Source organism: Micromonospora sp. CNZ309, from assembly GCF_002846525.1.
Map to the genome: position 1 here is coordinate 2,324,148 of NZ_PJNG01000001.1, position 19,912 is coordinate 2,344,059.

Genomic DNA, 19,912 nt, shown 5'->3' on the forward strand with positions numbered 1-19,912 from the left:
GCAGGATGACCGGATGGACCTCGACACCGGCGCCGGGCTGCTGCACCGGCTGACGTCCTACGAGCCGGGCCGCGAGTGGAACGTGCCCGTGGACGATCCCCGCGTACGCCACGACCTCGTCCCGAACGACCCCGCGACCCTGCCGCCGCCCATGAAGGGCTACCCGGACGGCGCGGGCGTCCTCGCCCTGCCCCGTGACCTGCCCGATCCCGGTGCCCCCGCGACCGCCGTGCTGGCCGGCGTCGCGTCCGCCGCCCGGCCCCTCGACGCCGCGCAGCTCGGCCGCGTCCTCTTCCTCGGCGCCGGCGTCGTGCGCACCGCCGAGCGCGACGGCCGCCCCGTCCTCTACCGCGCCGCCGGCTCGGCGGGGGCGCGGTTCCCGCTGGAGGTCTACGCCAGCACCCGGGGCGTCGCCGGGGTGCCCGACGGCGTGCACTGGTACGACGCGCGGCGGCACGCACTCGTCCGGGTGGCGCCCGCCGCGGCCGGGGCGGTCACGACGCTGGTGGTCACCGGCGTGCCCTGGCGCACGGGTTGGCGCTACGCCGAGCGCGGCTGGCGCCACCTCTACTGGGACGCCGGCACGCTGCTGTCCCAGCTGTCGGCGGCGGCCGCGAGCGCCGGCCTGGCGCCCCGGCTGCGGTCGCTCTTCCCGGACGCCACCGTGCGCGCGCTCGTCGGCGCGGACGGGGTGCACGAGTACCCGCTGGCCCTGCTGTCGTTCGGCGACGGCGAGCCGGCGATCGGGCCCACCGGGCCGGCGCTCCCCGGCGAGCTGCCCCCGGTCGAGCTGCCGCTGTGCACCGCCGCGCAGCGCGCGGGCGAGCGGGACGTGCTCGGCGCGCCCTGGCCGTCGGCGGAGCCACTGTCGACGTTCCCGCCGTCCGACCCGCTCGACGAGGTCGTCCGCCGGCGCGGCTCACAACGGCGGATGGACAGGTCCCGGACGCTGCCGCGCGCCCTGCTGGAGTGGCCCCTGGCCGCGGCCCTGCGCGGTGTGCCGGTGCCGCACTGGGTCGCCGTGCACGGGGTCGACGGCGTGACGCCCGGCCTCTACCGGTGGCCCGACCTGTCGGCGCCGCTGCGCGCCGGTGACCTGCGCGACGAGCTGCTGCGGGTCTGCCTGGACCAGGCGCTCGCCGGCGACGCGGCCTACGTCGTCGTGGCCGCCGCGCCGCTGTCGGCGCTCGACGACCGCGGCTACCGCGACGCCCAGCTCGCCGCCGGGCTCGTCGAGGGCCGGCTGCACCTCGCGGCGTACGCCCTCGGCGCGGGCGCCTCCGGCATGACCTTCCTCGACGCGGCGGTCCCGGGTCTGCTGGCTGAGCCGGACGACCTCGCGGGCCTGCTCTTCACCTGCGTGGGCGTGCCGGAGTACCGCTCGCGGGCCGGCGGGCGGCCGGGCGCCCCGGTCGAGGTCCGGCCGGTCATGCCCCGCCTCGGCGGTTCGTGACGCCGGTCGCGCCGCGAGCGCAGCACCCCGCACACCGCCGACCGGAGCGGAGCCGTCCGCCCGATTGATGAAGGTTTCCGTCATCGCCACCCGCGACGACGGAAGGGATTTACATCGACTCACGTCGCGGTGTACGGTACCGCCACCCGTCGACTCCTATCGATGTCGACGAATATCGGGAGGGGTGCAGATGACTGCTCGACCCGTCGCGCGACGCAGGCGTGGGCTGCTCGGCGCCACGTTGGCCGCGACCCTGGTCCTGTCCGGCGGATCAGTCCTGGCCGCCGCGCCGGTGTCGGCCGCCCCGGAGGCGGGCCCACCGGCCGCCGCCCGGCTGGCCGCCGCCTTCGACACCGCCGCCGGCCGCTACGACGTCCCCCGCGACCTGCTCGTCGCCCTCGGATACGCCGAGACCCGCCTGGACGGGCACGGCGGCGCCCCCAGCGCGGCGGGCGGCTACGGCATGATGCACCTGGTCAGCAACCCCAAGCTGCGCACCCTGGACGAGGCGGCGACGCTGACCGGGCTCAGCCGTGGCGCGCTGCGCGCCGACCCCGCCGCGAACATCACCGGGGCGGCTGCCGTCCTACGCTCCTACGCCGACCGGGCCGGCCTGGACGCGGCCGAGCGCGACGACGTCGACGAGTGGTACGCCCCGGTCGCCCGCTACGGCGGGGCGGCCAGCCCGGCGCTCGCCCGGCTCTACGCGGACGCCGTCTACGACCTGCTCGGTTCCGGCTTCGACACCGGTCCCGCCGGGGTGGGCAGCGTCCAGGGCCGCCCGGTGGCGCCGGAGCGGGACCTGCCGGGCGCCTCGGACGAGGTCGGCATCCTCAGCACCGACTACGGGCCGGCCGCCTGGGCACCGGCCAGCACCAGCAACTACACCGTGGCGAGCCGACCCACCAGCCACCCGGTGCGGTACATCGTCATCCACGTCACGCAGGGCAGCTACGCCGGCTCGATCAGCTGGTTCCAGAACCCGGCCGCCAAGGCCAGCGCGCACTACACGTTCCGCTCCTCCGACGGGGCGGTGACCCAGTCGGTACGGGAGAAGGACATCGCCTGGCACGCCGGCAACTGGACCTACAACACCCAGTCCATCGGCATCGAGCACGAGGGGTACGTCGACAACGCGGCCTGGTTCACCGACGCGATGTACCGGGCGTCGGCGACGCTGACCCGCAGCCTCGCCAACAAGTACGGCATCCCGAAGGACCGGGCGCACATCATCGGCCACCACGAGGTCCCCGGCGCCACCCACACCGACCCGGGCCCCCACTGGAACTGGACCTACTACATGCAGCTGGTCAACCAGCAGAGCGGCGTCGGCTCCGGCACGGTGAACACCGAGGGGGTGAGCCTCAACGTGCGCTCCGGCCCCGGCACCGGCTACAGCGTCGTGGGTTCCGTCGCCGACGGCACGACCGTCAGCATCTACTGCCAGGCCGTCGGCACCACGGTGACCGGTCCCTACGGCACGACCAACGTCTGGGACCGGATCGGCACCAACCGGTACGTCTCAGACGCCTTCGTCCTGACCGGTCACGACGGCTTCATCCCCGGCGTACCGCGCTGCTGACCGCCGCGGCCGATGCCGTCCGCCCCGCCGGCGGACGGCGTCGACGCGTCACAGCCGTGCGACGACCAACTCGTGGATGGCGGCGAGCAGGTCCTGATCGCGCTCCGCGTGCGCGGTCACGGTGACGGTGGCCCGGCGCGCGGGGCTGACCACCACGTACTGGCCGTAGCGGCCGTCCAGCCGGTACGTGTCGGCCCGGTCGATCCACACGCCCAGCCCGTACCCGTGGGTGTACGCCTCGCCGTACGTGGCGGTGCCCGTGTCGACCCGCTCCCCCGTCATCCGCCGCACGTACGGCGCCGGCAGCACCTGCCGGCCGTCCCACCGGCCCTCCTGCACCAGCAACCGGGCGAACCGGGCGAGTTCCCCGGTGCGGAGGAAGAGGTCGCTCTCGGCGAGGGGGTGGCCCAGCGGACACGTGCGCCAGGGCGGGTCGCGCAGGTCCAGCGGCGCGAACAGACGCGGCAGCAGGAACGAGCGCAGGTCCGCCCCCGTGACCCGGGCGATCACCCGCCCGAGGGCGTACGCGCCCGAACCCGTGTACGCGAAGCGGGTGCCCGGCGTGGCCGCGAGCGGCGCGGCGACGATCTCGTGGAGCAGGTCGGGGGCGGTGATCCGCTCGTCGGCGAACCAGCGGTGACCGGTGCCGCTGGTCATCGTCAGAAGTTGACGGAGCGTGACGTCCTCGACCCCGTCGGCGGCGATCGGCCGCAGCTCGGGCAGGTGGTCCAGGAGACGGTCGTCGAGACTCAGCCGACCCTGCGCTCACGGGCGGACGATACGCGGCGCCGGGGGGCCGCGTCCGGCACCGGTGGTCCCCGTCGTCGCGTCCCCGTTTCCCCGGCCCGGCTGGGGGTACGGGCCAAGACGCCTGCTCAACGCCACTTTCACGGAGGAACTCGTCAGATGGATGTCAGCAAGCCCGCCAAGGCGGTCAGGGACGTCGTGGGAACCGCAGCCGGAAAGGTGGCCGACGCGCTGACCCCGGACGTGCCGGGCGCGCCGGGTAGCGCCCCACCGACGGTCGAGGAGCCGACGACGCCACGCGAGCCGTTGCCGTCCAAGACGGAACAGGGTGCGCCCGAGACCCGTACGCCGACAGGCGCGCCGACCGGCGCCCCGACGACGGCGAACGGCCAGCAGGGCGCCTTCCTCACGACGGCGCAGGGCGCGCGGCTGCGCGACACGGACCACTCGCTGAAGGCCGGCCCGCGCGGTCCGGTCCTGCTCCAGGACCACCACCTGCGCGAGAAGATCACCCACTTCGACCACGAACGCATCCCCGAGCGCGTCGTGCACGCGCGTGGGGCCGGCGCGCACGGCGTCTTCGAGGCGTACGGCACGGCCGACGGCGTGACGAAGGCCGGCTTCCTGGCCAAGGGCAGGACGACCGACGTCTTCGTCCGGTTCTCGACCGTCCTCGGCTCGCGCGGCTCGGCCGACACGGTCCGCGACACCCGCGGCTTCGCGACGAAGTTCTACACCGACGAGGGCACCTTCGACCTGGTCGCCAACAACATGCCGGTCTTCTTCATCCAGGACGCCATCAAGTTCCCGGACATCATCCACGCCGGCAAGCCGCACCCCGACCGGGAGATCCCGCAGGCCCAGAGCGCGCACGACACCTTCTGGGACTTCGTCTCCCTGCACACCGAGGCGCAGCACCACACCATGTGGAACATGTCCGACCGCGGCATCCCGCGCTCCTACCGGATGATGGAGGGCTTCGGCGTCCACACGTTCCGGCTGGTCAACGCGGCCGGCGAGACGGCGCTGGTCAAGTTCCACTGGAAGCCCAAGCTCGGCGTGCACTCCCTGACCTGGGAGGAGGCGCAGCTGCTCGGCGGCGTGGACCCGGACTTCCACCGCCGGGACCTGTACGACGCCATCGAGGCCGGCGCCTTCCCCGAGTGGGAGCTGGGCCTCCAGGTCTTTCCCGACACCCCCGAGGAGACCTTCGCCGGGATCGACCTGCTCGACCCGACGAAGATCGTGCCGGAGGAGCTGGCGCCGGTGCAGCCGGTCGGGAAGCTCACGCTCAACCGGACGCCGACGAACTTCTTCGCCGAGACCGAGCAGGTCGCCTTCCACGTCGGCCACCTGCCGCCGGGCATCGACGTCACGAACGACCCGCTGTTGCAGGGACGGCTGTTCTCCTACGTCGACACGCAGCTCACCCGGCTGGGCGGGCCGAACTTCTCGCAGATCCCGATCAACCGCCCGCACGCCCCGGTCAACGACATGCTGCGCGACGGCTTCCACCAGCAGGCCGTGCACGCCGGGGTCGCGCCGTACCGGCCGAACTCGCTCGACGGCGGCAACCCCTTCCCCGCCGGGGACACCGACGGCGCGTTCGTCGACGTGCCGGTGCAGGTGACACAGGCGCCCAAGGTGCGCGCCAATCCGGTCTCGTTCGACGACCACTACAGCCAGGCCCGCCTGTTCTGGCTGAGCATGTCGCCGGTCGAGAAGGAGCACATCGTCCGCGCCTACACCTTCGAGCTGGGCAAGTGCTACCACCAGGCGATCCGGGAACGCCAGCTCCAGTGCCTCGCCAACATCGACCCGGTGCTGTGCGCGGAGGTCGCCACCGGGCTGGGCCTGCCCGCGCCGGAGCCGACCGTGCCGCTCGCCGACGCCGCGCCCAGCCCCGCGCTGTCGCAGGTCGGCGGGCAGTGGCCGGCCGACGGTCGCACGGTGGGGATCGTCGTCGACCCCCGCGCCGGGCTCGACGACGTCGACGAGGTACGCCGGGCGGTCTTCGCCGCCGGCATGGTGCCGCTCCTCATCGCCCCGCACGGCGGCCGCGTGGGCGACCTGCCCGTGCAGCGCACCTTCGCCACCGGCCGCTCGGTCGAGTTCGACCTGCTCCTGCTTGCCGGGGCGCCGGCGCCCGCACCGGACGCGTCGCCGGCGCGCGACGCCAAGGCCGGCGCGGCGGACTCCGCCACCGTGGATCCGCGGGTGCTGCTGCTGGTCGACGAGTGCTGGCGGCACGCCAAGGCGATCGGCGCGTGGGGCGCCGGCGTCGACGTGCTGGGCCAGGCCGGGGTCGCCGGCACGCCGGGCGTCGTCGCGGGTGGCTCGGGGGCCGAGGTCTTCGCCGCCGTGCAGCGGCTGCTGGCCGCCCACCGGGTGTGGGAGAGGTTCCCCGCCTCGGTCGCCTGACGCGTCCGTACGTCGACGAGGGCCGTCCCCCGCAGCATCGGGGGACGGCCCTCGTCGGCGGTCCTGTGCGCCCGACTGGCGCTCAGTCCCACCTGTCCTGGTTGAGGAAGCGGGCGAAGCCGCGCCACGAGTTGGGGCCCATCACCCCGTCGATCGGGCCGGTGTAGCCGTAGCCGGAGGCGAGGCGCTGCACGGCACGCCAGGTGTTCGGGCCGGGCTGGCCGTCGATCGGTCCGGTGTAGCCGTAGGCCCGCATGGCCCGCTGGAGGGCGGCGTACGTGTTCGGCCCTGGCACGCCGTCGATCGGGCCGACGTATCCGGCGGTGAGCCGCAGCCAGTTCTGCATGCGCTGGTAGAAGATGGTGCCGGGAATGCCGTCGTACTCGGTGGAGGTCTTGGGCAGTCGCCCGGGCGCGGGCTGCTGCCCGAGGTAGGCCAGCGGGTTGATGCGTACGCCGGCCGGATTGATCATGTGCCAGTGGAGGTGCGGCCCGGTGGAGGATCCCGAGCCGGGCGCGCCGGCCGCGCCGCCGGAGAGACCGACGACGGTGCCGCTGGACACGGTCGCGCCGTTGCCGAGCAGGAACTGCGACAGGTGCATGTACTGGCTGCGGTAGCCGTCGGCGTGGTGGATGGTGACGGTGTGCCCGCCCGTGCCGTTGTACGGGATGTTCTGGACGGTGCCGGCGCCGCAGGCGGGCAGGCGGGTGCCGACCGGCATGCCGAAGTCGACGCCGCCGAGCGAACCCCGGTTCAGGTGGTCCTGCCAGGTGCCGGTGACCGGGTACGCGGCGAACGGGTGGTAGATCACGGGCGCGGCGGAGGCGCGGCCGGGGACGGCCAGCCCGGCCAGGGCGCCCGCGCCGAGGGCGGCGCCGAGCAGCACCGCCCGGCGGTCGATGCCGGTGACCGGCGGGCCGTCGCCACAGCAGGTGGGCGGGTCGAGCTGGTCCATCACGTGCTCCCTGCTGGTCGGGGTGCGCCGGTCGAGGCAGTGACGATACATAGCCGCGGATGGATCTGTCGACCATCCGGCCCCGATCGGGCGCGTGGCGGGCCCGCCCACCCGGAGCGCTCAGCCGCCCGGGCAGCGGCTGTCGCCGCCGCTGTGCTCCTGGCAGGTCGTCGGCGCCGGGACGGGCGCGGGCGGCGGCCTCAGCGTGCGCGCCGCGTCCGCCACCGCAGGCGTCAGCGCCGCCGTGATCACGACGGCCAGGAACGCGTAGACCAGTGCGGTGCGGCGGTACCGGCAGCCGAACGCCACCAGCGCGATGACGGCCGCTCCGCCCGCCGCCACCACCGCCAGGAGCAGCAGCGCCCGGGCGGAGCGACGCCCGATCTCCGCCGCCCGCGCGTCACCGTTCGAGTGGTGGTCGGCCCATCCCTCCATGCCGATGGTGAACAACCACCACAGCAACGCCAGGCAGGCCACCACCCAGAGCGCCGTCAGGAGCACCAGGACGTACCGGGGGCGGGCGGCGGATGTCGACGGGGTCATGGCGTACAGCCTGGCGGAGGCGGGGCTCCGGGACGTGAGCCCGCGTACTCACCGCGCTTCCCGACCCGGCCGCCCGAGGGCCGGCGGCAGCCAGGTCAGCGACGAGCCGGGCGGGGCGGCCGGCTCACCACCCCCGGCACTGGCCGGAGGCGGGGCCGCCGACCGTGTTGGGCACCCCGCCGTCCACCGGCGGCGGCTGGTTGCCCACGCACCGCAGCGGCCCGTCGATCCGGTTGCCGGAGAGCACGACCGGTGTGTCGCCGGTGCGGCTGTCGACCACACCGACCGGGCCGGTCACCCGCGTCCCGGCGATCAGGACCCGGCCGGTGACGCCGGTGACCGAGAGCGGGCCGTCGATCCGGCTGCGCGTCAGCTCCACCACCGAGGCCCCGGTGGCGGTCACCGGCCCGACGACGCCGGCGTCGAGCGCGATCAGCCCCGCGCCCCTGCCGACGCTCACCGGTCCGGAGACCGCGGCGCCGGGCGCGAGGCAGGCCACCCCGGCGCCGACCAGCAGGGGCCCACGGCGCTCGCCGCTGACCACCTGGGTGCAGGTCTGGTCGGTGACCTCGAGCGTCACCGGCAGCGTCACCAGGGGGGTGCTGGGGTCGTCGCTGGTCACGCAGAGCTGGGCCCGGTACGTGCCGGCGGCCAGCCCGGTGCTGTCCATCGAGATGGTCACCTCGCTGGATCTGCCCGCACCGGTGCCGGCCGCCGTACGCGACGCCGTCAGCCACGGCACCTCGTCGGGCGTGACGCACGGCTGGAGGTCCGGCAGCCGTACGTGGGTGATGAAGCGGGCCGCCCCCTTGTCGTTCTCGACCTCGACCAGGCGGCCGGAGCGGTCGATCTCGTGGACCCCCTTGGAGCTGGTGGTCAGGATGTTGCCGTTACCGAGCGGGTGGACGCCCTGGTATCCGCTTCCGCCGGGCGGCGTGTAGACGCCGACCAGCTTGCCGTCGCGGTCCATCTCCCAGACTCCCGGGGTGGAGCCGCTGCCCCAGCTCGCCGCGAGCACGTTGCCGTTGGGCAGCTCCGCGAGCTGGCCGGGCCAGCTCAGCCCCTCGAAGAAGCGGGCGTTGGCGCGGGAGCCGTCCTTCGTGAAGCTGTGGATGGCGTCGCTGTCGCTGGCGGAGACGAGCATGTCGTCGCCGCGGAACAGGATCCCCCACGGCCCCTTGAGCCCGTCGGCGCCCGGGGCGACGAACGTGCCCAGATACCTGCCCTCGGCGTCGAACTCGACCACGGAGTGGGCGTTCGCCTGGGACGCGACCGTCACCAGCACGGTGCCGCGCGGCGAGAGCGCGATGCCCCGGGTGTTGCCCATGACCGTCGGATCCCCCGCACCACCGGCGGGGGCGAAGACGCGCCGGAAGCTGCCGTCCAGGCCGTGCTCGGTGACCACCGAGTTGACCTGGTCGGACATGAGGAAGCCGCTGCCGTCCGGCTTGGCGATGACCTGGAACGGCGTGTAGAGGTTGCTGGTCGGGTCGAACTTGACGTGCGGGATGAACTGGGGGTCGATCTGATTGCCGGTCTGCGGGTCGAACGCCATCACCCCGCGGGTGGCGCTGCCCGAGTTGGGGATCAGCAGGACGCCGTCACGCAGGAGCCGGATCCGCTCGTCGCTCGGGCCGGCGTCCGGGTCGTCCAGCCGCCAGTCCAGCACGCCGTGCCCGGCGTTGCGTACCGCGAACTTCTGGCTGGTGACCAGCCCGGCCGGCTGCCGCGCGGAGAGCGACCTGGGTGCCACCTCGATCTTCGGCACCGGCACCACCGTCAGTTCCAGCGCGATCGTCGTCGTCGGCTGGTCCTGGTCGTTGCTGGCCAGGCACAGGTCGGCCCGGAACACGCCCCCGTCGTCCAGGCCGGTCGAGTCGAGCGTGATCTGGATGTCCTGACTCTTGAACGCGCCAAGGACGCCCTGCGCCGGGGTCACCTTGACCCAGGTCGGCCAGGCGCATTCGTCGCCGTCGCCGGTCGCCCGCCAGGTGAGCTCGGCGCCGCCGGCGTTGCCCACCTTGACGGTGTGGCTCTCGTTCTGCGCGACGTCCATGCTGGAGCTGAGCTCGGTCTTGTCGACCGTCAGGTCCGGGGCCGCGGGAAGGACGGCGACCGGGAAGTGCGCCCGGGCGATCGGCTGCCCGTCCGGCGCGTGCCGGGCGTCGGTGGTCAGGTCGATCGCACCGAAGAGCCAGTTCTTGCGGGCGGTCCCGGTGACGTCCAGGGTGATGGTCAGCTCCTGGCTGGCGCCGGGCGCCAGGGTGAACTGCGTCGGCGCGACCGTGATCCGCGCCCCGGTCGGCGCCTGCGGCGTCACCTGGTAGGTCGCGGCCACCTTGGCCACGCTGGACACCGTCCGGGTGAAGGTGCAGACCTTGAGGCAGTGGTGCTCGACGACGGCCGGCAGGTTCAGCGTCTGCGGGTCGCCACCGGCGTCGGGGTTGGCCGCGACGAAGTTCGCGGCGGTCTCGTCGAGCACGATGCCGGTCCGGGCGGCCTGGGCCAGGTTGATCCGGCCGGAGCCGATGTCGAACGCGTCGGCCGGCGTGCGGCCGTCCTCCTTGACCACCCCGTCACGGTCCGCGGTGACCGCCAGCGCGGACCGGATCCGCGTCGGCGACCAGTCGGGGTGCAGTGCCGCCAGCAGCGCGCCGGCGCCTGCGACGTGCGGCGACGACATGGACGTGCCCTGCATGAATGCGTACGTGGCCGAGTTGTCCTTCGACGCCATGGTGGCGGCGAGGATGTTGCGGCCCGGGGCGGCCACGGTGGGCGCGAGCATGTCGAACTTGCTGGGTCCGCGCGAGCTGAAGTCGGCCACCACGTCGGTCCATTCACCGTTGCGCAGCACCTCGCTGCCGGGGTCGACGCGCACGGTGACGGGGCCGTCGGTGGCGGCCACGTGGTCGCGCAACCGCTGCCCGTCGGCGAGGGAGACCATCACGGCGGGGATGGTGGTCCCGGCGAGCGCGCCCATCGTGATCGGCGGGCCGCTGTGCTGGTTGTGCACGACCACGCCGGTCGCGCCGGCGGCGGTGGCGTTCTTGACCTTCACGGAGAAGTCGCAGCCGCCCCGGGGCAGCAGGGCGACCTTGCCGCTGAACGCCGCTGCCGGGAACGGGACGCAGGCCTGTACGTTGTCCACGTCGACGGCGCCGGAGTACCGGATCTCACCCTCGATGGGCGGGTTCGGCGAGTTCTCCCCGATCACGGCGGCGATGCCGGTGAGCGCCGCCGGGACGGGGGTCGGGCCCGTCACGTCGAGCCGGTGGGCGATGACCCGCTCGTGGCTGACCGCGGCGACGGACATGTTCCACGGCGCGGTCTTCGCGACGGTGCTGGCGCCCGGGCCGCTGTTGCCGGCGGAGGCGGCGACGAAGATGCCGGCCGAGTACGCCTCCAGGAACGCCTGGTCGACGAGGTCCTTCCAGGGGTCGTCGCGACCGGAGATCGAGTAGTTGAGGACGTCCACGCCGTCGGCGATCGCCTGGTCCACGGCGGCGATCGTCGCCGAGGAGAGGCAGCCGATGGCCATGCAGACCTTGTACGAGATGACGTTGGCCCGCGGCGCGACCCCGGAGACCGTGACCTTGTGCGTGCTCGTGCCGACGGTCATGGTCGCCTCGTGCCGGTTGCCGGCGGCGGTCGACGCGGTGTGGCTGCCGTGACCGTTGTCGTCCCGGGCGTCGGCGCCGACCATCGACCAGGCGCCGATCAGCTTGTCGTTGCAGATCGCCTTGTGCTGGGGATGGGTCGGGGCGCAGACGCCGACGTACCTGCCGGCGCCGTACGGGTTGGTGTGCCGGTAGCCGTCGCCGTCCACGGCCGCGAACGACGGGTGGTCGGGGTTGATGCCGGAGTCCAGGATCCCGACGATGGCACCCTCGCCACGGGTGCCGACGTTCTCCGCCGTCCTGCCCTCCCACACCGCGGGCGACTGGATCAGCGCGTTGCTGGTGTCGGTCGTCAGCTCCAGGACCTCGTCGGGTACGACGGCGCTGACCCCCGGCAGGCCGGACAGGTGCGCCGCCTCGTCCGCGCTGACCTCGACCGCCAGGCCGTTGACCACGTTGCGGTAGGTGTGGGCGACCCGCACGGAGCGGCCCAGGACCGCCTCCATCTCGTCCACCAGCGTGTCCTGCTGCCGCGCCAACTCCTGCGCGTAGGAGGTGCTCGCCGCGGACCGGGTGTCGATCCTGCCGGTGCGTGCCGGCCTCGCCCGCGAGGCGGCCACCACCGACGGCTTGTCCATCTTCACCAGCCAGAGCCCGCTCTTGGGCTGCGCCTTGCGCGACGCCGGGCGGGCTGCCCCCTCGGTTGTCGTGTCGCCCGCTGGCAGCGGTGCCGCCACGACCGGCGCGGGGGCCACGGCGAGCAGCATGGTGCCCGCCGCCATCGCCGCGACCAGCCGGACCGGCGTGCGCCAGCGGGAGGGGAACGTTCTTCGACCGGAGGACGGTGCCACGGTGAGCTCCTAAGTCACGTCGGCGGCGCGATGGGTCCTGCCTCGCTGCCTGGCCAGAGCCGGGGAGGTGCTCGCTGCGGCTGGGTGCGATCGGGTGACAACCTAGGTGATCACGAGAAGCAAGGCAATGGCGTACGTCCATGCGTGGATTCCGCCGGCGTCGCCGGCCCGGTCCGGTGGCGGGGCGGCTCGTCAGCGGGGCGGCGACGAGACCGTCGACGGTCTGCCCCGGCGGCTGACGCATCCGTCGGCCGGGGCTCCGCGGGCCAGGTCGCCTCCGGGACGGGCCCCGCAGCGTCCTCAGCGGCGGGTCAGGCCCGCCAACCAGCGGTCCAGCTCCGCCGGGGAGCGGAACAGCAGCACCGGCGGGCCGGCGGGATCGGACTGCCAGGCGCGCATCCGCCGCCGGGCCCGGCGGAAGGCGGTCGCGTGCCACAGCAGGATGGAGTCCCGGGACAACACGCTGCGCAGCGACTCGCGGTTGCCGTTGCAGGTCTCCTCGCCGCTGACCAGCCGTCGGGCGGTGCGCCGCAGTAGCCGCCAGAAGGAGAACCAGCGCGGATAGTCCAGGCCGACGACGAGGTCGGCGCGCGCCAGCACCACGTCCCGCCACCCGTGGTACGCGCCGTCGAGGATCCAGCGGTCGCGTCGGCAGACCGCTTCGATCCGGCTGCGCTGCTCGGCGACCGGCACCTCGACCCAGCCGGGTTGCCACAGCAGGTCGTCGACCGGGTGCCACGGCAGCCCGAGCCGCTCGGCCAGCCGCGCCGCCAGCGTGGACTTGCCGGCGCCGTACACCCCGTAGACGAGGATGCGGGCCGGCGCGGTCATCGCGGCAGCGTACGCCGCCGTCGGCTGGCCGGTGCCGGACGGTGGGCGCGCCCGTGGCGGCCCGCGCGGTCGCGGCGGTGGCCCGGGATCGCGTCGCAACGGCGGGCCGTGCCGCGCGTGCTGCCCCCGGGTCATACACTCACCCCCTGGTCAGGCGCCCGGGCGTTGCTCGCGCCCGGGGCCGGCGACGCACCGGTGCCGCGCGGACGGCAGCCGGTCACGACACACGACGCGGCGCCCGGTCCGGCAGGAGCGGGACACCGGTTCGCGTAACCGCCGCTGCCGGACGGGGCGGGCCCGCACCGAGGGGACAATTGGTGACGCGACGAGGCAACGGGACCCGGCGGCTGCGGGTCGCGGCGGGGGCGGTCGTCGTCCTGGCCGTCACGACGGCCCCCGGCCCGGCCGTGGCCGATCCGACGCCGACACCGGCGCCCGCGACGCCGGTGTGCGAGGTGCGCGGCGGCCGGCTGAGCGAGATCTCCGGGATGGTCGCCACGGACGGCGGGTTCGTCATGGTCAACGACGGCGCGGACGACGAGGCCCGCCGCCGGATCTTCTTCCTGGACGAGCGGTGCTCCGTCGTACGGACCGTGTCATATCCGTCGCGTCCGCGCGACACGGAGGACCTGGCCGTCGGCGCGGACGGCACGGTCTGGGTGGCGGACACCGGCGACAACGACCGCTCCCGGCAGACGATCGCGGTGTGGAAGCTGCCGCCGGGTGCCGACCGACCGCTGCTGTACCGCATGGCGTACCCGGACGGCCCGCACGACGCCGAGGCCCTGCTGGTGACCGCCGACGACCGGCCGCTGGTCGTGACCAAGTACTCGGCCACGCTGTACGCCCCGAGCGCCCCCCTGCGCCCGGGCACCACGGCGAGGCTGGAGAAGGTGGGGCAGGCCCGGCTGCCGGCCTCCACGACGAGCAACCCGTACGGGGCGCTCGGCCGTACGGCGGTCACCGGTGCCGCCACCGCGCCGGACGGACGCCGGGTGGTCCTGCGCACGTACGCCGACGCGTACGAGTTCGAGGTCAGCGACGGCGACGTGGTCTCGGCGTTGACCGGGGCAACGCCACGGGTCATCGCGCTGCCGGACGAGCCGCAGGGCGAGTCGGTCACCTACAGCCGCGACGGGCAGTTCCTGCTGACCGTGTCCGAGACCGCCGACCAGCCACCCGGGACGTTGCCCACGGTCCTGCGCTACCCGCTGCCGGCGCCCGTCGCGTCCCCCACGTCGCCCGCCGCGCCCGACCCTACGACCCGCGCCGCCGACGACGGGACCGGCCGCCTTGGCGCCGTGGAGACCTACCTCGTGGTGGCCGGCGCGCTCGGGCTGGCGCTGATCGCCGTGGGGCTGGTCGCGCTGGCCCGCGCGCGGCGTTCCCGGTCGCGCTGACCGAGGACGCGGCGAGCCACGTCGCGCTGATCCGCGCGCGGGCCCCGGGTCGTGCCACCGTCCCGGTCCCCGGGGTCTGGCCCGCCGTCCCGGCTCCCGGGAGCGCGTCGGGTCAGGCACCGTCCCCGTGGGACGACCCGGCCGTGTGCAGGCCGGTGAACAGGGCGGCCAGCAGGTCGGCGCGGGCACCGAGGCCGGCGGCCGAGACCCACTCGTGCCGGGCGTGCGCGCCCCCGCCGGGCGGGGCGAGCCCGTCGACGGTGGGACGGCCGAGCGCGCCCGTGGTGTTGGTGTCGGCGGCGCCGTCGGCCGGGCGACCGGCCAGGCGCTGACCGAGGCCGGCGGCGACGGCCACGATCCGGTCCAGCAGGTGCGCCCCCGCCTCATCCGGCTGCCAGGTGGGCCGGTGCGACAGCAGCCGGGTGGCGAGCAGGGCGCGCTCGCGTACCGGACGCAGCGCCGCCAGGCCGGCGAGGACGGCGTCCTCGTTCCCGGGGTCGGTGAAGCGCAGGCCGAGGTCGGCGTGGGCCGCGCCGGCGACCACGTTGGTCCGGCCCCCACCGGCGACCGTGCCGGTGTTGAGCAGGACCGGCCGGCCCGCGACGAGCGCGCGGACCCGCACGAGCTGGTCGACCAGTTCGTCGATGGCGTTGACCCCGTCGTCGGGGTCGAGCGCGGCGTGCGCCTCGGCGCCGGTGACCTCGATGCGGACCCGGGTGCTGCCGCGCCGGCCGGTCTTGAGGTCGCCGCCGGGATGCGGCGGCTCCAGGCCGAGCACCGCGCGGGCCCGGCCCGCCTCGGCCCGGACCAGCCCGGTGGCGGTGGGCGAGCCGGTCTCCTCGTCGGCGACGACGAGGACCCTGATCTCGGGGTGCGGGGCGCCCTCACGTGCGACGCGCGCCGCCGCCGCGAGCAGTGCGACGAGCCCGGCCTTGGTGTCGTAGACGCCCGGGCCGCGGACGGTGTCGCCCTCGACGGACCACGGCATGCCCGCCAGCGTGCCGACCGGCCAGACGGTGTCGTAGTGGCTCAGCAGCAGCAGCGGACCGCCCGCGACCCCGCGCGCCGGCAGGGTCCAGACCAGATGGTCGCCGTCGGGGTGCGGCTCCCGGGCGGTGTGGAAGCCGGCGTCGGCGGCGTCCGCGTCGAGCACGTCGGCCAGCGCGGCCAGCGCCCGCCGGTCGCCGGTCGGCGACTCGTGCAGCGTGTAGCGGCGCAGCGCGGCGAGAGCGGGATCGAGATGCGACGATGACGACACATACGGACACTATGATCGACCCGGGACCTTGTCAACGAGCGGATATTACGGCAGCCTGACAGACATACGATCGCTATCCTTGGAAGGGCGGGCGCGATGGCCGGTGACACCCACGGGATCGTGGCGCGCGACCTCGCCGGGCTGGCCGAGCGGACGGCGGCGTCGGCGCTCTACCGCAGCGTCTTCGGCTACGAGGGTCCCGAGCACGCCGTCAGCCCCCGCCTCCTGGCCGCGCTGGGCGAGAACGCCGGGACCGCGATCGGCGCATTCGACGAGGACGGCTGCCTCGTCGGCTTCTGCTACGGCTTCACGGGCGTCGAGCACGGCGAGCTCTACCACTACTCGCAGGCCGCCGTCGTCGACGCGCGGGTCCAGGGGCGCGGCGTCGGCCGGCTGCTCAAGCACGCCCAGGCCGACGCCGCCCGGCGCGTGGGCGCGCACACCATGCGGTGGACCTTCGACCCGTACGCGCTGCGCAACGCCCACTTCAACCTGAACGTGCTGGGCGCCGTCGGGATCCGCTTCCTGCCCGACTTCTACGACGACGGCGGCAGCGACCGCGTCCTGGTCCGCTGGGACCTCGACCGCGCCGGAGGCAGCACGCCGACGCCCGCCCCCGGGCACACGGCCGTGGACTCGCCCGCCGACGACCGTACGGCCGCGCGGGCGCCCGACGAGCGGGCGCGGCTGCGCCGGGAGCTGGCCGACCGGTTCGCCACGGGTGGGCGGCTGGTCGGCGTCGTGCGGCGCCCCCGGACCCCCGGCCGCGTCAGCTACCTGTTCGGACGGGACGAGGCATGACCACGACGAGATCGACGCCCGCGGAGCGCTTCGACCGCAACGTGCAGCGCAGGTCGGCGCAGGTGCTCAAGCAGCGGGTCCTGGAGCAGCAACGCACCGAGTTCGCCAGGGCCCTGGCGTGGGCCGCCGAGCAGGACGCGATCGAACGGGCCGCGGCGCTCATCGTGTCGGCCCGGCGCCGGTACCTGCTCGGCCACGGCAAGTCGCTCGGCTTCGCGTCCCTGCTCGCCGCCGACCTCAGCGCCGGGCTCTCCGGCGTGCACCTCGTCGACGGCGCGGCGCTGCGTTCCCTCGACGTGCTCGGCGACATCCGCCAGGGCGACCTGCTCGTGGCCGTCTGCATGGCGCGCTACCGGCGCGAGACCATCGACGTCGCCGCCGCGTACGTCCGCCACGGCGGTCGGCTGGTGCTCGTCACCGACGCCGAGGACGCGCCGTTGGCCGAGAGCGCCGCCGCGCGCATCGTCATCGGCGCCGACAGCGCCTCGTACGCCAACTCCCCCACCTCGGTGGTGCTCGCGCTGCACCTGCTCGCGACCCTGACCATCGCCAGCTCGAAGGGCGCCGGTCGCCGCCTGCGCGAGCGCGACGCCCTCGCCGCCGAGCTCGGTCTCTACGCGGAGCGGACGTGACCGGCCGGCGGCGGGGCCCGGGGGCCGCCCCCGGGCCGGCCCGGGGCCACGCCGAACACGGAAAGGGGGCGTCGTGAGGCGGATCGAGGTGGTGGAGCTGCGCCGGGTCCGGCTGCCGCTCGTGCGCCGGTTCCAGACCAGCTCCCACGCCAAGCGCGAGCTGGAGCACGTCCTGGTCACGCTCACCGACACCGACGGCGCCGTCGGGTGGGGCGAGATCGCGTCGCCGAGCGGGCCGTTCTACTGTGCCGAGACCGTCGAGAGCTGCTGGGCGGTCGCCCGGGACCACCTCGCGCCGATGGTGCTGCGCACCGACTGGGCACACCCGGCGGAGCTGGCCTCGGCGCTCGGCAGGGTACGCGGCAACCACTTCGCCCGCGCCGGTTTCGACATCGCCGCCTGGGCGCTGTGGTCGACCGCGAACGGCGTCCCCCTCGCGCACGCGCTGGGCGGCTCGCGCGGCACCGTCGAGGCGGGCGTCTCCCTGGGCATCGAACCCACCGTCGACGACCTCCTCGCGCAGGTGCGGCTGCGGGTCGACGAGGGCTACCGCCGGATCAAGCTCAAGATCGCGCCGGGCTGGGACGTCGAGCCCGTACGGGCCGTCCGCGCGGCGTACCCGGACGTGCCGCTGCACGTCGACGCCAACGGCGCCTACCGGGACGTCCCCGGGCACCGGGCCGTCCTGGCGGCGCTCGACGGCCTGGGCCTGATGATGATCGAGCAGCCGTTCGCGCCACGGGACCTCGTCGCGCACGCCGCCCTCCAGGAGCGGATCGACACCCCCGTCTGTCTCGACGAGTCCGTCGAGGAGGTGGACGACCTCGTCACCGCGCTGCGGCTCGGCGCCGTACGCGTCCTCAACGTCAAGGTCTCGCGGATGGGCGGGCTCACCCACGCCGTACGGGCGCACGACCTCGCGCGCGAGCACGGTGTCCCGGTCTGGTGCGGCGGCATGCACGAGTTCGGCATCGGGCGGGCCGCCAACGTCGCGCTGAGCGCACTCGCCGGCTTCACGCTGCCCTCCGACGTCTCCGGCTCCGACAAGTACTACGCCCGCGACGTCACCACCCGCCCGATCGTGAGCACCGACGGCCTCGTCGCGGTGCCCGCCTCGCCCGGGCTCGGCTGGGACGCCGACCTGGCGTACGTCGAGGAGAGGACCACCGACCGGCTCGTGCTGCGGGCGGGCGCGGCGAGACGGTCGCCCGGGTAGCCTGACCGGCACCATGGACGGTCACCGATTCGCCGCGTCCCGGCTCCTGCCGCCGCCCGGGCTGCCTCGGGCGATCGCGTACCAGTCCGCCATGGTGGCCGTCGGCAGCGGCACCTTCCTCACCGGCAGCATCGTGTTCTTCACCGAGGTGCTCGGGCTCAGCGCCGTGCAGATCGGGGTCGGCTTCTCGATCGCGGGGCTCGCCGGGGTGCTCACCTCCCTGCCCCTGGGCGCGCTGGCCGACCGGATCGGCGGGCAGCGGTCCTGGGCCCTCGGCGCGCTCGGTTCGGCGCTGACGTTCGCCGCCTATCCGCTGGTGACGTCCTTCGTGGGCTTCGTGGTGCTGATGGTGGTGGCCGCCGCCACCGACTCCTTCGCCAACGCCGGGCGCACCATCTACACCGCCGACGCCATGCCGGCCGGGGACCGGGTGCGCACGATGGCGTACGCGCGCTCGTACCTCAACGCCGGGTTCACCCTCGGCACCGGGCTCGGTGCCGTCGCGCTGGCGTTCGACTCCCCCGCCGCGCTCGTCGCCATGGTGCTGCTCAACTCGGCGTTGTCGCTGCTCAACGCCGCCCTCGTGACCCGGCTCCCGGCCGCGCCCGTGGTGCGGCACGACCGGACGACCAGCGCGTCGCGGTGGGCGGTGCTGAAGGACCTGCCCTACGTCGCGACCGCCGTGCTCCTCGCCGTCATGATGTTCCACGCGGTGATCCTGGTCGAGATCCTGCCGCTCTGGGCGATCACCCACACCGACGCCCCCAAGCCGTTGCTCGGCGCGATGCTGGCCCTCAACACGGTGCTGGTGATCACGTTGCAGGTGCCGGCGGCGCGCGGCGCCGACTCGCTTCCCGGTGCGGCCCGCCTGATCCGCCGGGGCGCCCTCGTCACCGCGATCGCCTGCCCGGTGGCCGCGCTCGCGGGCCGGACCGGCGGCTGGTGGACCGTCGTGGTGCTCCTCGGCGTCGTGGTGCTGGTGACGAGCACCGAGCTGTGGTTCTCGGCGGCGCTCTGGTTCTTCCAGACCAACGTGCCGCCCGCCGCGTCGCGCGGGGTGTACCTCGGTACGGCGCAGACCGTCAGCTCGACGGCGGACGTCTTCGCGCCGGTGGGCCTGACGCTCCTGGCGATCCAGACCGGCGGCTGGGGCTGGTGGGTCGTCGCGGCGATCTTCGTGGGCTGCGCGCTCGCCGCCGGGCCGGCCGTCCGTTGGGTCGCCCGGACGCCCCGCATCGGCGACGCCACCGCGCCGCCAGGTCCGTCCACACCGGATCCGGAGCCGGTCGTACGGCCCACCTCCGCCTGACGTCGGAAGATCGCCCGATTCCTTGACACGCGATCGACGTGGCTGGAATCCTTCCCGGCGAAGGGGGGTCCGATGAGCGCTGACGACGACACCCGGACGTACGCGGTGGTCGTGAACGACGAGGAACAGTTCTCGATCTGGTGGGACGACCGGGAACTGCCCGCCGGCTGGCGGCGCGAGGGCACCACCGGGACACGCGCCGAGTGCCTGGCCCACATCGACGAGGTGTGGACGGACATGCGGCCGCTGTCGTTGCGGCGCTGGATGGACGAGCACGCCGCGACCGGCTGACGCCG

15 protein-coding genes are annotated in these 19,912 nt (G+C 74.5%); 9 read left to right on the plus strand and 6 right to left on the minus strand.

Features of this window, described 5'->3' with window-relative positions; all coding sequences use genetic code 11:
- The first annotated feature begins 13 nt into the window (after nucleotides 1-13).
- Together CLT72_RS09340 and CLT72_RS09345 are read left to right on the plus strand one after the other, a co-directional pair.
- Nucleotides 14-1,453 (plus strand): nitroreductase family protein, encoded by a 1,440-nt coding sequence (locus CLT72_RS09340; RefSeq protein ID WP_101410864.1) that lies wholly within the window; start codon nucleotides 14-16, stop codon nucleotides 1,451-1,453.
- A 190-nt stretch (nucleotides 1,454-1,643) separates the two neighbouring features.
- Complete coding sequence (locus tag CLT72_RS09345; RefSeq protein ID WP_101415054.1) at nucleotides 1,644-3,035, plus strand: N-acetylmuramoyl-L-alanine amidase; 1,392 nt, start codon at nucleotides 1,644-1,646, stop codon at nucleotides 3,033-3,035.
- 48 nt (nucleotides 3,036-3,083) lie between these two features.
- Here CLT72_RS09345 and CLT72_RS09350 read toward each other — a convergent pair whose 3' ends face one another.
- A complete protein-coding gene (locus CLT72_RS09350) occupies nucleotides 3,084-3,788 on the minus strand; it encodes a serine hydrolase domain-containing protein (RefSeq protein WP_101410866.1) in 705 nt (234 codons plus the stop codon).
- A gap of 153 nt (nucleotides 3,789-3,941) precedes the next feature.
- Between CLT72_RS09350 and CLT72_RS09355 the strand changes: the two genes are divergently transcribed.
- The gene (locus CLT72_RS09355; protein WP_101410868.1) at nucleotides 3,942-6,203 is read left to right on the plus strand and encodes a catalase; all 2,262 of its coding nucleotides are present in this window, start codon (nucleotides 3,942-3,944) and stop codon (nucleotides 6,201-6,203) included.
- 82 nt (nucleotides 6,204-6,285) lie between these two features.
- Here CLT72_RS09355 and CLT72_RS09360 read toward each other — a convergent pair whose 3' ends face one another.
- From CLT72_RS09360 to CLT72_RS09375, 4 genes are all read right to left on the minus strand, one after another.
- A complete protein-coding gene (locus tag CLT72_RS09360) occupies nucleotides 6,286-7,158 on the minus strand; it encodes a peptidoglycan DD-metalloendopeptidase family protein (RefSeq protein WP_101415055.1) in 873 nt (290 codons plus the stop codon).
- A 120-nt stretch (nucleotides 7,159-7,278) separates the two neighbouring features.
- Nucleotides 7,279-7,701 carry a DUF6234 family protein gene (locus tag CLT72_RS09365; protein ID WP_101410870.1) on the minus strand — a complete coding sequence of 141 codons (423 nt, stop codon included), beginning with the start codon at nucleotides 7,699-7,701 and terminating at the stop codon, nucleotides 7,279-7,281.
- A gap of 124 nt (nucleotides 7,702-7,825) precedes the next feature.
- Nucleotides 7,826-12,169, minus strand: a complete 4,344-nt coding sequence (locus CLT72_RS09370) for a S8 family serine peptidase (RefSeq protein ID WP_144082222.1) — start codon at nucleotides 12,167-12,169, stop codon at nucleotides 7,826-7,828.
- A 300-nt stretch (nucleotides 12,170-12,469) separates the two neighbouring features.
- Nucleotides 12,470-13,000 (minus strand): GTPase domain-containing protein, encoded by a 531-nt coding sequence (locus CLT72_RS09375; protein WP_101410874.1) that lies wholly within the window; start codon nucleotides 12,998-13,000, stop codon nucleotides 12,470-12,472.
- Nucleotides 13,001-13,317: 317 nt separating this feature from the next.
- Here CLT72_RS09375 and CLT72_RS09380 point away from each other — a divergent pair, with 317 nt between their 5' ends.
- The gene (locus CLT72_RS09380; RefSeq protein WP_350823800.1) at nucleotides 13,318-14,400 is read left to right on the plus strand and encodes an SdiA-regulated/phytase-like domain-containing protein; all 1,083 of its coding nucleotides are present in this window, start codon (nucleotides 13,318-13,320) and stop codon (nucleotides 14,398-14,400) included.
- A gap of 112 nt (nucleotides 14,401-14,512) precedes the next feature.
- Here CLT72_RS09380 and CLT72_RS09385 read toward each other — a convergent pair whose 3' ends face one another.
- A complete protein-coding gene (locus CLT72_RS09385; RefSeq protein WP_101410876.1) occupies nucleotides 14,513-15,658 on the minus strand; it encodes a M20/M25/M40 family metallo-hydrolase in 1,146 nt (381 codons plus the stop codon).
- 96 nt (nucleotides 15,659-15,754) lie between these two features.
- On the opposite strand from CLT72_RS09385, the gene CLT72_RS09390 reads away from it, so the two are divergent.
- From CLT72_RS09390 to CLT72_RS09410, 5 genes are all read left to right on the plus strand, one after another.
- On the plus strand, nucleotides 15,755-16,459 hold the full coding sequence (locus tag CLT72_RS09390) for a GNAT family N-acetyltransferase (RefSeq protein ID WP_101410878.1): 705 nt from the start codon (nucleotides 15,755-15,757) through the stop codon (nucleotides 16,457-16,459).
- Nucleotides 16,456-17,091 (plus strand): MurR/RpiR family transcriptional regulator, encoded by a 636-nt coding sequence (locus CLT72_RS09395; RefSeq protein WP_101410880.1) that lies wholly within the window; start codon nucleotides 16,456-16,458, stop codon nucleotides 17,089-17,091. The genes CLT72_RS09390 and CLT72_RS09395 overlap by 4 nt, the downstream gene beginning before the upstream one ends.
- Before the next feature lie 73 nt (nucleotides 17,092-17,164).
- Nucleotides 17,165-18,307 (plus strand): o-succinylbenzoate synthase, encoded by a 1,143-nt coding sequence (gene menC, locus CLT72_RS09400; RefSeq protein ID WP_101410882.1) that lies wholly within the window; start codon nucleotides 17,165-17,167, stop codon nucleotides 18,305-18,307.
- A 13-nt stretch (nucleotides 18,308-18,320) separates the two neighbouring features.
- The gene (locus CLT72_RS09405) at nucleotides 18,321-19,616 is read left to right on the plus strand and encodes an MFS transporter (RefSeq protein ID WP_101410884.1); all 1,296 of its coding nucleotides are present in this window, start codon (nucleotides 18,321-18,323) and stop codon (nucleotides 19,614-19,616) included.
- A gap of 72 nt (nucleotides 19,617-19,688) precedes the next feature.
- The gene (locus CLT72_RS09410; RefSeq protein WP_101410886.1) at nucleotides 19,689-19,907 is read left to right on the plus strand and encodes an MbtH family protein; all 219 of its coding nucleotides are present in this window, start codon (nucleotides 19,689-19,691) and stop codon (nucleotides 19,905-19,907) included.
- The last annotated feature ends 5 nt before the right edge of the window (nucleotides 19,908-19,912 follow it).